Source organism: Megalodesulfovibrio gigas DSM 1382 = ATCC 19364, assembly GCF_000468495.1.
GTDB classification, from domain to species: Bacteria; Desulfobacterota; Desulfovibrionia; order Desulfovibrionales; family Desulfovibrionaceae; genus Megalodesulfovibrio; species Megalodesulfovibrio gigas.
The window spans coordinates 747,194-760,755 of the sequence record NC_022444.1; the positions used below are offsets into that span (position 1 = coordinate 747,194).

Genomic DNA, 13,562 nt, shown 5'->3' on the forward strand with positions numbered 1-13,562 from the left:
CGGCGGTCACATGAGCCGGACGAGGGTAATGATCGGATCCGTCAGTTCCGGCGAACAGACCGCACAGCCGTTGCTGCGCAGCAGGTGCGAGTAGTCCAGGGATTCCGGAGCCACGCCGGCGTGCTTGAGCACCAGCCGGGTGACATTGACCGGCCAGACCAGCGGCCGGCCGCACTCCCCGCATTCTGCGTACAGCAAGGACAAATCGAAGGCCAGGCCGACCTCGAAGGCTTCGGGAAAGAGGTCGGCCAACACACGCCGCGCCGCAGCGCGTTCCGAGGCCAACGTCGGTTTGGGGTGGTGTCGTTGCATCATGCCGCAGCCCTCCTGGTGTGTGCCACTGCCTTGCCTATCGACCATCGCGGCGATTACTCTAGAGACCGCACGGGAAACACGAACAATCATACCGCAACTAGCAAACCATTCAGATCTTTTTTTCAATATTTTCCATTCGCCCACCTGTCTTGACAGCACGCCCCAAGCGGCTACCATCTCCATCATGCAGCATCACTCCCCTGCCCCGTCGTCCGACGCCCCTGCCCGACGCATTGCCGTGTTGCCACCGGCCCTGCAAAACCAGATTGCCGCCGGCGAGGTGGTGGAGCGGCCGGCCTCGGTGCTCAAGGAGTTGCTGGAAAACAGCCTGGATGCCGGGGCCCGGCGCATCGACGTGACCATTGAACGCGGCGGCCAGGGGCTGATCCGTGTCCGCGACGACGGCGGCGGCATCCCCGCCACTGACCTGGAACTGGCCCTCACCCGCCACGCCACCAGCAAGATCGCCCGGCTGGAGGAACTCTTCTCCCTGGGCAGCTTCGGCTTCCGGGGCGAGGCCCTGCCCAGCGTGGCCTCCGTCTCCCGGCTGATCCTGGCCTCCACCCCCCGAGGCCACGGCGAAGGCGCGTTCGTGGAGGTGCTCCACGGCCGCCTGCTGGGCCGCGGCCAGATCCCGCCGCAGCCGGGCACGGAAGTGACCGTGCGCGATCTCTTCGCCAACGTGCCGGCCCGCCTGAAATTCCTCAAGACCCAGACCACCGAGGCCAAGCGCTGTCAGGAGCTGCTGGCCCGTCTGGCCCTGGCGCATCTGGAGGTGGCCTTTTCCCTGACCCTGGACGGCCGCGAGGCCTACCGCTTCCCGGCCCGGCAAACCCTGCGCGACCGCCTGGCCAGCATCTGGCCGCCCCAGCTGCTGCAGGGGCTCATCCCCTTTCACCTTTCCCGCGAAGACGGCCGCGCCCACGGCCTGACCGGCAGCCCGGCCCAGGCCCAGGCCAGAGGGGACCGGCTGCTGTGCTACGTCAACCAGCGGCCCGTGCAGGATCGCGTGCTCCAGGCCGCCGTGCGCGAGGCCTACAAGCTCCGGCTCCTGACCCGGGAGCATCCGCAGCTCGTGCTGTTTCTGGAACTTCCGCCCGAGACCGTGGACATGAACGTCCACCCGGCCAAAACCGAGGTCCGCTTCCGAGACGAGGACCGCGTCTTCTCCCTGGTCCGCCGCGCCGTCTTGAGCGGGCTGGAGGCCGAAACGCCGGAGCTGTCCGTAAAGTCCCCATCCTTCCCCGCACCACGGACCGACCACGCCGCGCGACCAACATCGACCCCCATCCCCTTTGCGCTGCCCGTGCCGGCGGCCATCGCCGCGCCCGGGCATCACGTGGCTGAATCGGTCAGGCCCTACGGCGAGCCCAGGCCCACCGCCCCGCCGCCGGCCGCCCCGCCGCCGGCCCAGTCAGCCCGGCCCGTCCAACCGGTTCGGCCCGTCTCCCCTGCCCGGCCTGAAGCGCCGGCAGCCAGACCGGCAGCCTCCTGGCGCTATCTGGGGCAGGTCGCCTCCACCTACCTGCTGCTGGCCCTGGCCGACGGGTCCATGGCCGTGGTGGATCAGCATGCCGCCCACGAGCGCGTGCTGTACCATCGCCTGCGCCAGGGCATGGGCCAGGAGCCGGCGCAACTGCTGGCCGCCCCCCTGGAAATGCCCCTGCATCCCGCCGAGGCCGCCGCCCTGGAGACGGCCGCGCCGCATCTGGCGCAGCTGGGATTCGCGCTGCACATTGACCCGACGCTGTTGCGCTGCACGGCCGTGCCGGCCATGCTCACCGCAGCCCAGGCCCGCAGCCTGCTGCGCGATGTGGCCGGCGGCACCCTGGACCCCGACGATCCCGGGCACGCCCTGTGCGCGCTGATGGCCTGCAAGACGGCCCTCACCGCCGGCCAGTCCCTGGCCCCGGATGAGGCCATCGCCCTGCTGGAAACCTGGCAGGCCACGCCGGATCATCAATACTGCCCCCACGGCCGGCCGGCCCTGCTGCGCTGGACCGGCGAGGACCTGGAACGGGCCTTCAAGCGCCGCAGCTAGGGTTTCCCCCCCCTGAACCCCTGGAGCACGTTGTTTTTGAAAAGAACCCTCGGGGGAAGCCCCCCCTTTCCAAAGACTTTTTATTGTGATTCAAGGCAACTATGCACATTTTGGAAGGGGAGAGCGCGAGAGGGGGAGAACCTTTTGCAAACGGTTTCCCCTCTCGCGATGTCCTTTTTCAAAATTAAAATGCTCTAGCCATTTCAACCGCAAACGCCGGATCTTCCGTCACGCTGGCCGCGGCTTCCGCCCGGTTCTCGTCTTGCATTGTCTTGACATAATTCAGGGACACTTTTTTTGACGATCCATTGCAAAAACGACATATTTGTGGCATTATTTGAAACATTGCCGTATCATTTTTTACCATTTTTTTCAAACACGTTGCATAAAAGCGAGCAACCATGACCCTCCGCATGCAATTCATTTTGCCGGCCTTGTCGCTTATTCTTGTCGGCATGGCCGTGACGACCTGGCTGACGTACACGCGCAGCACGGCCTCGTTGACCGTCGCCTTCACCGAAAAATCCGCCGCCAGTGTGCATGGTCTCAAGTCCACGGTGGAATTATGGGTGAAGGGCGCGCAGAATGAACTGTTGACCCTGGCCGCCGCCGGGGATGTCGTAAACGCACTGTACCATGGCCCAGCCGAGCCCGATCACGTGGCGCAGGCCCTGGCCCTGCTGCAGGACAGCGCCTCCAGGCATCCCACTTACGACAGCATCCTGCTCATCAGCACCAACGGCACCTGCCTCACGGGCTCCAACTCTGCGCTGGTGGGCGTCGATCTCGCGGCGCGGGAGTATTTCCAGCAGGCCATGACCGGACGGCTGTTCACGTCCAAGCCACTGCGCAACGCAGCCACGGGCGGAAACATCTTCGTCATCGCCGCGCCTGTGCGTTTTGAAGAAAAACTCGTCGGCATCATCTGCGCGGGCATCAAGATCGACGAGTTCACCGCCAGATTTGTCAAACCGCTGGAATCCAAGGCCGGCTATCCCTTCATCCTGGCGCCCGACGGCATTGTCCTGTCCCATCCCGACGCCTCGCTGATTGGCAAGTTCAATGTGTTCAAGGAAACCGTCTATGGCTCCAGTATGGCCGCCATGGACAAGGGCACCCTGGACACCGTCTCCCTGGGTGATGAAAAGCTCATCCTCTTTGAAAAATCCACCGTCACCGACTGGGTGATCGGCATGGCCGTGTCCAAGCGCATCGCACTGACGGATGCCCACCATCTGGGACTGCTGATCCTGGGGCTGTTCCTGGGGCAGGCGGCCCTGCTGGTGGCGGGATTGTGGATCATCCTGTCCCGCAACGTCCTGCATCCCATCCGGGGCCTGGTGGCGGCAGCCACGCGCATTGCCGGCGGGGATTTGAGTCCCATCCTGGCCAGCACGCGCAAGGATGAACTCGGCGTCCTGCAGCGGGCCATGGGGGCCATGGTGGGCAACCTCAAGGCCAAGATCGGCGAGGCCGAGGAGCAGACCCGGCTGGCTGCCGAGGAAAGCCGCAAGGCTAACGCCGCCACCGCCGAGGCCGACGCCGCCCTGCGCAAGGCCGAGCAGGCCCGCCAGGAAGGCATGCTCCAGGCGGCCCGCCAGCTGGAGCACATCGTCGGCGCTGTCACCGAGGCGTCGCAGGCCATTTCCTCGCAGATCAACCAGTCCAGTCAGGGATCGCAAATCCAGTCGCACCGGGTGGGCGAGACGGCCGCGGCCATGGAGGAGATGAACGCCACAGTCATCGAGGTGGCCCAGAACGCCGCCCAGGCCGCCCAGACCGCCGACACGGCCCGCGGCAAGGCCGGCGAGGGCTCGGGCATTGTGGCGCAGGTGATCCGCAGCATCGGCGACGTGCAAGCCAAGGCCCTGCACCTGAAGGCAGACATGACCCGCCTTGGCGAGCAGGCCCAGGGTATCGGCCAGATCATGAACGTCATCTCGGACATTGCCGACCAGACCAATCTGCTGGCGCTCAATGCCGCCATTGAGGCGGCCCGGGCTGGCGACGCCGGCCGCGGCTTCGCCGTGNGGCCGACGAGGTGCGCAAGCTGGCCGAAAAGACCATGACCGCCACCAAGGAGGTGGGCGCGGCCATTGCCGGCATTCAGCAAGGCACGCGCACCAATGTCGAGAATGTCGAACAGGCCGTGCAGGGCATCGAGAACGCCACCACCCTGGCCGGCCAGTCCGGGCAGGCCCTGGAAACCATTGTCCATTTGGTAGACCAGACCACGGACCAGGTGCGCTCCATCGCCACGGCGTCCGAGCAGCAGTCCGCCACCACCGAAGAAATCAATCGCAGCGTCATGGACATCAGCCGCATCTCGTCCGAAACGGCCGAGGCCCTGCGCCAGTCCGCCGAGGCCCTGGCCGAATTGACCGATCAAACCCGCCAGCTGCGCCGCCTGATCGACGGGCTGCAGTCCGGCCGGGGCGGCGCGGCATAGGGCACGTTGTTTTTGAAAAGAACTCTCGGGGGAAAACCTTTTGAAANGAGCGCGAGAGGGGAGAACCTATTTCAAAAGGTTTCCCCTCTCGCAAAGATCTTCCTCAAGAATAAACTGCCCTGGGGCAGATCCTCGTTGCAGCACGCATGGCCGGCATGGAATCAGCAGTACCAGTCGTCTGTCAGCAGGTGGCCCTGGACGTAGTCCGTCACGGCCGCTTCCAGGGTCTGGAAGGGGGCGGCGTAGCCGGCGTTGCGCAGGCGGGTCATGCCGGCCTGGGTGAAATACTGGTACCCGGCGCGCAGGGGCTCGGGCATGGGGATGTAGTCAATGGCCGGCTCCCGGCCCATGGCCTGGAACACGGCCGTTGCCAGATCCCTGAAGCTGCGGGCCTGGCCCGTGCCTACGTTGAAGATGCCGCAGGCCTCGGGATGCTCCAGCAGCCAGGCCATGACCGCGGCGCAGTCCTTGACCGAGACGAAATCCCGAAGCTGGCCGCCGTCGGCATAGTCTTCGCGGTGGGAGGCGAAGAGTTTCACGCGGCCGGCGTCGCGAATCTGCTCGAAGGCCTGCAGGGCCACGCTGCGCATGGGGCCCTTGTGGTACTCGTTCGGGCCGAACACATTGAAGAATTTGAGGGAGGCCACCCGGTCCAGCAGGCCTTCCATGGCCAGCCACTGATCCACGCGATGCTTGCTCCAGGCGTAGGCGTTGCGGGGCCGCAGCACGGGCAGGCGGGCGGAATCGTCGTCGAATCCATGCTCGCCGTTGCCGTAGGTGGCGGCGCTGGAGGCGAAGAGGAACCGCGCCCCGCGGGCCAGGGTCCAGCGGCACAGGGTGGTGGCGTAGCGGACGTTGTTTTCGTAGAGGAAGCCGGCATCGCGCTCGGTGGTGGCGGACCGCGCCCCCAGGTGCACCACGGCGCGCACGGGCAGATCCAGGGCATCGGCCTTGACGCGGCGCAGGAACTCGTCCTTGGGCAGAAAATCCAGGTAGCGGCGCTTTACCAGATTGCGCCACTTCTCCCCCGCGCCCAGCTCGTCCACCAGCAGCAGCCGGTCCTCGCCCAGCTCGTTCAACTGCCAGCAGAGCACGCTGCCCAGGAAGCCGGCCGCGCCGGTAATCACCACAATGCCGCGCCCGTTCATGCCGTCTGCTCCGCTGTTGCCGTCTCGGGATACCGCCACAGGCCGACCTTGACCAGATGAAGCGCGCCGTCCTCGCCGCGTGTGACGGCCAGCCCGAAGACATCCAGCAGCCCGGCCAGGGGCCGGCCCAGCACAAAGCCTTCGGCCGCGCCGCCGCCGACCTCGGCCAGCATGCCGCGGGCGCTCTGATCCATGGCCAGCATGCGCAGCAGGAGGGACTCCGCGTTCTGATCCCCACGACGGAAGGCCAGGGCCAGCCGGGCCATGGCCGGCACGCTGCAATGGGTCTCGTGCATGGTCGCCAGACTGGCCAGACGGCCGCCTGCGGGCATGATGTCGAACCGCGTCGCCCGATCTTCCAGATAGGCCGTACGCAGCGCCTCGGGGTTGCGGCAGTCCTGCAGCCGGCACTCCCAGGGCCGCCAGGGATGGCGGATGCAGGTGCTGGGCTCGGGATCGTAAAACACGCAGGTCCAGTCGCCGGGGGCGCGGCCGCGGATCTTGACCATCTCCGTCGTCAGCACGGCCAGCCCCTGCCCTGCGGGCTGGTCGCGCACGGGTTCGCCGGCGCGCAGGGTCACGAGGTCTGCAATATCCAAAAAAGGCCGCACCCCGCCGGGATCTGCCGTCAGCAGGCCGAGGTCCTGGCGGTGCAGCGCCGGGCCGCCGTCGCGGCAGCAGGCGCCGCAGCGGATGCAAGTAGTCATGCGTTCTCCTTGTTCCCGATGGCGGGGCACGCCGTGCGCACGGCCCGGGCATGGGTCTGGCAATGCATATCCACCCACTGGATGAAGCCCATGGCCGCATGCAGCCGCCAGGCCGCGATGTAGCTGCGCCGGTCGGCGCTCCAGCAGGTGGTCTGGTGGGTGTCGAAACAGGTATCTGCGCAGGAAACGCCGGGTTCCTTGTCCGGATCAATGCAACTGGCCAGCTCGGCCACGGTGGGCAGCCGCCAGTCGGCATGACCGGCAAAGCGGACCGCATTGAGCTGGGCCACATGGGCATGGGCCTCCTGCCAGGTGCAGGGATACGGCGTGCCCGAGCGCTGCCACTGCAGGCCGTGGACCGGGTCCTGCACGGTCTCGCCTTGGGCATCGCAGACGAGGTGCGGCCGGCGCGGCACCAGGGGCCGGCCCAGGCAATCCAGCTCCAGCTGCTCCAGATCCCGCAGCGGCCCGGTCTTCAGGGGCACGGCCCGCAGGGTGGTGGCGGCCGCTCCCTGCGCTGTCGTATCCAGGGTTCTCAACCCCAGCAGGGTCTGATCTTCCTCGGGCAGGCGGCAGGCGGCATCCAGAGCGTCCTGGAAGCGTTCGCGCAGGGCCTCGATGTCCGCGGCCATGGCCAGGGCCGTGGCGTGGCGATGCAGGGGCTCCCGGGCCAGGGCCGTGGCGAAGAAGTCCCGCACCTGGCGGCCCAGGGCAGGGTCCAGATCGTCCCAGCGCGCCAGGAACACATCGCGGCGGAGGCAGGCAGCGTCGGCTTCCTCGCCCTCCATCTCGTCCGGCGGCAGCATGCCCACCAGCATGCGCCACAGCAGCACGCCCACGGCGTAACAGTCTGCGGCCGGGCCGGCGGCTTCGGGATTCTCGGCCTGCTCCGGGGCAGCGTAATAGGGGGTGCCGATCTTCACGGCGTCCGGGTCGTTGCGGGCGGTCTCCCCGCGCAGCTTGGACAGGCCGAAGTCGATGATCTTGATGCGGTTTTCTTCCGTCAACAGCAGGTTGAAGGGCTTGATATCCCGGTGGATGATGCCGGCATGGTGCAGCCGGGCCAGGCCGGAGAGGGTCTGGATGGCGTAATCCATGGCCATGGCCGGCGGCAACTGGCGCGAGGGCGCTTCCATGCGGTAGGATTCGCCCATGAGCGCCCCGAGGCTGTCGCAGGCGTATTCCATGACGAAGAACGGCCGGCCGGCGTCTTCCCCGTAGTCCCAGACCTGGCTGACGTGGGGATGGCGGATGCCGGCCATGATGCGCGCCTCCCGCAGAAAGCGCTCCTTGAGCGTCTCGTACCCCACCAGCTGGGCCAGATGCTCCGAGGGCGCCAGGAGCTTGAGGGCCACGAGCTTGCCCAGGGCCGGGTGCTCCACCTTGTACACCGCGCCCATGCCGCCCTTGCCCAGCAGGCCGCGAACGCCATACCCGCCGATGGTGCGCATGGTTTCTCCTTACAGCAGCTTGGTTGCATACGCCTTGGGGATGCCCCGGGCGATGATTTTTGCGGCCGTGGTCTGGGCGTCGTAGGTCAGGGCCATGACCTCCAGCCGATGCCGCGCGGCGTCCCAGATGACATATTTGGCGCGCTTGTCGTGCTCCCGGGGCTGGCCCACGCTGCCGACGTTGATCACGTGGCGGGTGGCGGGATCGACGGGATGTTCGCCCTCGCGCAGGGAGTGGCGCAGCACCCGGCCGTCGGCCCATTCCATCCAACCCAGCAGGTGGGTATGGCCGACAAAACAGATGCGCTGGCGCAGGTGCCGAAACATCACCTGCAATTCCGCGCGTCCGGCCTTGAACAGGTACTTCATGCAGGATTCCGGGGGGAAGCCATGCACAAAGCGGCAGTCATGGGCCACCCTGGCATAGGGCAGGGCCTGCAGCCGCCGCATGGCCGGCCGACCCAGCAGGACCCGGGTGCGTTGCAGGGCCATCTGGGCCAGGAAATTGAACCAGATGCTGCGCCCCACGCCCATGAGCGCCCATTCGTGGTTGCCCTGGACCATGCGCACGCCGTGGGCTTCCAGAAATTCCAGCACGGCCAGGGGGTCTGGCCCGTAGCCCACCATGTCCCCCAGGCAATAGACGGCATCCACCTCGCGGCGCTGCACGTCCTCCCAGACTGCCTGCAACGCTTCGAGGTTGCCATGGATGTCTGCCAGCACGGCCAGGCGCATCAGCCGGCCAGCCTTCGGGTGGCCATGGCAGCCTGGACGAACCGGGGCGCCCAATCCGGCAGGGCCAGGGCATGCGTGTGCGTGTATGAGGCCATGACGTTCTTGTACAGCAGGCCGTCGTATCCGGCCAGCATGCCTTCGCCCTTGTGCAGTCTGAGGCCCAGGGTGAGCACCGCGCCATCCGCCGCCACGCAGCGGGAATAGTGAAATTCGTGACCATGAAACGTCGTGCCCAGGGGCAGAAAGGGATTCTCGGCCACCACCTCGGCCTGCACATAGCCCAGCCCCACGGGATGGGAGGAAAGCTCCGTATGCACAGGGAACACGCCGGCCATGGGGTAGTCCTTGCCGTTGATCCGCAAGGAGTTCGCCAGATACATGAACCCTCCGCACTCCGCAAAAATGGGCACGCCCATTTCCGCCAGCATGCGCACCCGCTGACGCACGGGGGCGTTGGCGGCAAGCTGCTCGGCCAGGGCCTCGGGGAATCCGCCCCCGAGGTACAGGCCGTGAATCTCGGGCCAGGGCGCCGGATCCAGCAGGCTCAGGGGGACGAGTTTTGCGCCGGCGCGCCGCAGCGCTTCGAGATTTTCCTCGTAGTAGAACCACAGGGCAGCGTCGCGCACATACCCGATGCGTGCCACGGGCCGCTCGCCGGGGCCGCGGTCTCCGGGCCAGACCAGTTCCGGCACGGGATGCCAGGCCGAAGCCTCCTGCGCCACGGTCCGCAGGCGGTCAAGATCCAGATGGCGCTCGATGATGTCTGCAATGGCGTCCAGGGCCGCTTCTGCGCCTTCCTGCTCCCGCATGCTCATGAGGCCCATGTGGCGTTCGGGGATGGGATTTTGCTTGATTTTCGGGAGCATGCCCATGATGGGCACATCGGTGTACTGCTCGATGGCCTGCCGCAGGGAATCGCGGTGCCGGTCTCCGGCAGTGCGGTTGCAGATCACCCCGGCCAACTGCATTCCCTCTTCGAAGCGCTGCACGCCCTGGATGATGGCGGCGATGGTGCGCGTCATCTTGGTGGCATCGATAACCAGCACCACCGGGCAATCCAGGGTGCGGGCCAGACGGGAGCTGGCGCAGGCGCCTTCCACGTCGTGCCCGTCAAAGAGGCCGCGGTTGCCTTCCACCACTGCCAGCTCGCCTTCCTGCAGGCGATACTGGAACAGGGCCTGGAGCTGCTCCGGGCTGAGGAAAAACGGGTCCAGATTGGTGGGGGGCAGTCCCGTGGCCAGTCCGAGCCAGCCGGCATCGATGTAGTCCGGGCCTTTTTTGAAGGGACGCACCGTGAGGCCGGCGCGCGTCCAGGCGCGGCACAGGCCCAGGGAGACGAGGGTCTTGCCGGCACCGCCGCTGAGGCCGGCGATCATGAGCCGAGGTCGCGGCAGGGAAGGCGGGCCGTTGACCGGCGCGGGGGAAGCGGGGGGGGATGGTTCTGGCGAGCCCTGCGCACGCACGCGTTCGCCTGCCGTCGCGGGGGCGGCAGGTGACGCATGCGCCAAGGCGCGCTTTGGATGGGTACCGGGGCGTTCAGGCATGAGTGCTGCGGCCCTACCTATCCCCCGACGCCCCTCTTACGCGCGCCTTTGCAAGAAAGAATAGGCAAAGGGCACGAAAAAAGAGCTAGCCCTCGACCTCGGAGCGGTTTCCGGCGCCTTTGAGACCATACATGGTGGTGGAGCCGCTGGACCAAAATTCGAGCACGCTGTCATTCACCAATGCAGTAAGGATCTTCTTGACTTCGCGCTGCTTCATGTCGGGGAAGAGGTCGGTGAAATCGTTGAAGTAGAACTTGGTCTTGCCCTTTTTACCCTGCAGGTATTCCACAACTTTCTGTTTCGCTTCTTCCATGATGTCACGCCTCTCTGCGCTTCGAGTGAACGGGCCGGGCGCATGCGCGCCCGGCCCGCGACAGACAGCCGCCGCTAGTCGAGGTGGCTGGTGAACTTGAACTGAGTGGTCTGCCGCCAGGTGTAGTAGGCGGGATCCCGGAAGTCGTCGATGCAGTGGTGGCTGAATTCCAGGCCGGTCTTCTCGTAGAAGGTTTCCCAGCCAATGCGGTGAATCCAGTCGCCGATACGTTCGTACTTGCGGGCGTCTTCAGCGTACACTTCCACAATCTTCTTCACGATCTTGGCCATTGTGGGCCAGCGAGGAGGCTCGTTGGGCACGAAGGCGACCACGACCTTGGAGAAGGAGGGGACCTTGATACGGTTGGAGATCTTGCCGCCGACCATGATGGCGATGCCGTCACCGGTGCCGTCGGACAGGGGCAGGGCCGGGCACATGGTGTAGCAGTTGCCACAGTACATGCACCGGTCGTTGTTGATGGCCACAGACTTGACCTTCTGGCCGTTCACTTCCGCGGTGATGGGCTTCACGGCGGCGGTGGGGCAGGCAGCCACGGCGAGGGGGATTTCGCAGAGGTTGGCCAGGTTTTCGTGGTCGATCATCGGGGGCTTGCGGTGGATGCCCACCAGGCCGATGTCGGAGCAGTGCACAGCGCCGCACATGTTGATGCAGCACGCCAGGGAGACGCGCACAATGGCGGGCAGGCGCATGGAGGTGAACTCTTCGAAGAGTTCGTCCATCACCGCTTTCACCGGGCCGGAGGCGTCGGTGGCGGGGGTGTGGCAGTGGACCCAGCCCTGGGTGTGCACGATGTTGGAGATGGAAGCGCCAGTGCCGCCGATGGGGAACTTGAAGCTGCCAGCAGCAAACTTGCGGGTCTTCAGGTCGGCAACGAGGGCCTTGAGGGTTTCCTCGTTGTCCACCATGAACTCGATGTTGTTACGAGTGGTGAACCGCAGGTGACCGTTGCAGAACTTCTTGGCGATTTCGCACGCTTCACGAATGTGCGAGGTGGACATCAGGCGAGCAGCGCCGCAACGGACGGTGAAGACCTTGTCGCCATTTTTGGCCACGTGCACCAGGATGCCGGGCTCAAGAATCTCGTGATAATCCCAGTTGCCAGCGTTTTTGGCGATGACCGGGGGGAAGAACTCGGTGAATTTGCGGGGGCCGATGTCCGTGATACGGTTTTCCATCGGCTTAGCGGGATTGTACCCGGAAGAAATGAAAGCCATCTTTTCTCTCCTCCCCTTATCTCATGTGGCGCTTGCGGTAATCGGAGATGTCGCGGGACCAGCCACCAGGCACTTCTTCTTCCTTGAAGAAGATGTACGGGTTGTGGCGGGGCTCGGACACGTGCTGGGGAACAGCCTTGGTGCCAGTGACTTCCAGAAGCTTCTGGAACCCGACGCGCTTCATGGTTTCACCCAGGCGCTCGCGGTTCTTGCCTTCTTCCATCCACCATTCCCAGATATTTTCGATGACTTCTTTCACTTCATCGAAAGGCTCTTCGGCGGCGATGAAGGGGATGAGCAGGGAGCCCATCTGCGCGCCGTCGAGCACGGGGGCCTTGGCGCCGACGAGGATGGACGCGCCGCGTTCATCACCGATCTTCAGGGCGCGAGGCATGGTGTTGATGCAGTGCATGCAACGGGTGCAGTTCTTGTTGTCGATGCTCAGCGTGCCGGACTCGTACGTCATGCAGCCGGTGGGGCACAGGCCAACCACTTCGGCTTCGATGTCGAACTTGCCCCAGTCGCGACCGGCGTGGGCGCCAGCATTGGGCTTGAATTCGCCACCAACGTAAGCCTTCACGGCTTCCTGGTCGATCTTGATGTCGTCCTTCCAGGTGCCGATGACCGCGAAGTCGGACCGGGCCATGGAAGCCACGCAGCCGTTGGGGCAGCCGTCGAACTTGAACTTGAACTTGTAGGGGAACGCGGGGCGGTGCAGTTCGTCCTGGTAATCCTGAGTCAGCTGGTAGCACATCAGCTGCGTATCGTAGCAGGCGAATTCGCAGCGGGAGATGCCCAGGCAGGATTCAGGCGTCCGCAGGTTGGAACCGGAGCCGCCGAGGTCGGTGTTCAGATTGTGGGTCATTTCGAAGAAGATTTCTTCGAGCTGCGGGGTCTGGGTGCCCAGAAGCACGATGTCGCCGGTGGACCCGTGCATGTTGGTCAGACCGGAACCGCGCAGGTCCCAGACGTCGCAGATGGCTTCCAGGTACTCAGCCGTGTAATACTTGGCTGCAGGCTGGGCCAGACGGACAGTGTGGAAGTGCGCCACGCCGGGGAACATTTCGGGCTGGTCGCAGTAACGACCAATGACGCCGCCACCGTAGCCGAACACGCCCACGATGCCGCCGTGCTTCCAGTGGGTTTCCCCTTCGTGGAAGGAGAGCTCAAGGATCCCCAGCAGGTCGTCAGGGCATTCGGCAGGAATCTGGTAGTCAAGCCCCTTGGGGTTCTTGGCCCGATTGTCGCACTCCTGCTTGATGTCGGACACGAAGCTGGGCCAGGGCCCTTTTTCGAGTTCGTCCAACATCGGGGTTGGATGCTTCGCCATCGCCTTACCTCCACATTGGTTAGGTTGGATGTTCCAACCGACGGCGCGCCGCATGCGCTCCCGTCGAGACGTTACCAAACCGTTCGCAAAACGCGCTGCAACACCAGATGGCGCGACAGGGTCCTGCCGAGCCCCCGCACACTTGCGCGTGCGCCGCCCTTCTCGCCACCGCAACCGGCAGCGAACACAGGCGGAAGGGATTGCTTCATCTAGCAGAAGTTCACGCTAGAAGGCTTGCTCTGCTTTGTCAACAAAACATTTGTTCATTAATGCACATGGCCATTGCCCCAGCAA

General features: G+C 65.3%; 13 protein-coding genes. 3 read left to right on the top strand and 10 right to left on the bottom strand.

Annotated elements, in window-relative coordinates; translation table 11 throughout:
- Positions 1-6: 6 nt before the first annotated feature.
- Positions 7-315 (bottom strand): hypothetical protein, encoded by a 309-nt coding sequence (locus DGI_RS16830; RefSeq protein ID WP_021759253.1) that lies wholly within the window; start codon positions 313-315, stop codon positions 7-9.
- Positions 316-499: 184 nt separating this feature from the next.
- On the opposite strand from DGI_RS16830, the gene mutL reads away from it, so the two are divergent.
- Positions 500-2,356, top strand: a complete 1,857-nt coding sequence (gene mutL, locus DGI_RS03280) for a DNA mismatch repair endonuclease MutL (protein WP_021759254.1) — start codon at positions 500-502, stop codon at positions 2,354-2,356.
- 184 nt (positions 2,357-2,540) lie between these two features.
- Here mutL and DGI_RS18245 read toward each other — a convergent pair whose 3' ends face one another.
- Positions 2,541-2,759 carry a hypothetical protein gene (locus tag DGI_RS18245; protein WP_144284101.1) on the bottom strand — a complete coding sequence of 73 codons (219 nt, stop codon included), beginning with the start codon at positions 2,757-2,759 and terminating at the stop codon, positions 2,541-2,543.
- A gap of 52 nt (positions 2,760-2,811) precedes the next feature.
- Here DGI_RS18245 and DGI_RS17750 point away from each other — a divergent pair, with 52 nt between their 5' ends.
- On the top strand, positions 2,812-4,425 hold the full coding sequence (locus DGI_RS17750; protein WP_456152272.1) for a methyl-accepting chemotaxis protein: 1,614 nt from the start codon (positions 2,812-2,814) through the stop codon (positions 4,423-4,425).
- Positions 4,422-4,805, top strand: coding sequence for a methyl-accepting chemotaxis protein (locus DGI_RS19375; protein ID WP_268742066.1), 384 nt, complete (start codon positions 4,422-4,424; stop codon positions 4,803-4,805). Before DGI_RS17750 ends, DGI_RS19375 begins: the two co-directional genes overlap by 4 nt.
- A gap of 161 nt (positions 4,806-4,966) precedes the next feature.
- On the opposite strand, the gene rfaD is transcribed toward DGI_RS19375, so the two are convergent.
- The 8 genes from rfaD to dsrA form a co-directional block, all read right to left on the bottom strand.
- On the bottom strand, positions 4,967-5,938 hold the full coding sequence (gene rfaD, locus DGI_RS03290; RefSeq protein ID WP_027192710.1) for an ADP-glyceromanno-heptose 6-epimerase: 972 nt from the start codon (positions 5,936-5,938) through the stop codon (positions 4,967-4,969).
- Positions 5,939-5,949: 11 nt separating this feature from the next.
- Positions 5,950-6,660: a YkgJ family cysteine cluster protein gene (locus tag DGI_RS18995; RefSeq protein ID WP_021759256.1), complete on the bottom strand. Its 711-nt coding sequence runs from the start codon at positions 6,658-6,660 to the stop codon at positions 5,950-5,952.
- The gene (locus DGI_RS03300; protein WP_021759257.1) at positions 6,657-8,111 is read right to left on the bottom strand and encodes a protein kinase domain-containing protein; all 1,455 of its coding nucleotides are present in this window, start codon (positions 8,109-8,111) and stop codon (positions 6,657-6,659) included. The genes DGI_RS18995 and DGI_RS03300 overlap by 4 nt, the downstream gene beginning before the upstream one ends.
- A gap of 9 nt (positions 8,112-8,120) precedes the next feature.
- Positions 8,121-8,846: a metallophosphoesterase family protein gene (locus DGI_RS03305; RefSeq protein ID WP_021759258.1), complete on the bottom strand. Its 726-nt coding sequence runs from the start codon at positions 8,844-8,846 to the stop codon at positions 8,121-8,123.
- Positions 8,846-10,222 (bottom strand): cobyrinate a,c-diamide synthase, encoded by a 1,377-nt coding sequence (locus DGI_RS03310; RefSeq protein WP_034606646.1) that lies wholly within the window; start codon positions 10,220-10,222, stop codon positions 8,846-8,848. The genes DGI_RS03305 and DGI_RS03310 overlap by 1 nt, the downstream gene beginning before the upstream one ends.
- Before the next feature lie 253 nt (positions 10,223-10,475).
- A complete protein-coding gene (locus tag DGI_RS03315; protein WP_021759260.1) occupies positions 10,476-10,703 on the bottom strand; it encodes a dissimilatory sulfite reductase D family protein in 228 nt (75 codons plus the stop codon).
- A 74-nt stretch (positions 10,704-10,777) separates the two neighbouring features.
- Positions 10,778-11,938, bottom strand: a complete 1,161-nt coding sequence (dsrB, locus tag DGI_RS03320; RefSeq protein WP_021759261.1) for a dissimilatory-type sulfite reductase subunit beta — start codon at positions 11,936-11,938, stop codon at positions 10,778-10,780.
- 16 nt (positions 11,939-11,954) lie between these two features.
- Positions 11,955-13,268, bottom strand: coding sequence for a dissimilatory-type sulfite reductase subunit alpha (dsrA, locus tag DGI_RS03325; RefSeq protein WP_021759262.1), 1,314 nt, complete (start codon positions 13,266-13,268; stop codon positions 11,955-11,957).
- Between the last annotated feature and the right edge of the window lie 294 nt (positions 13,269-13,562).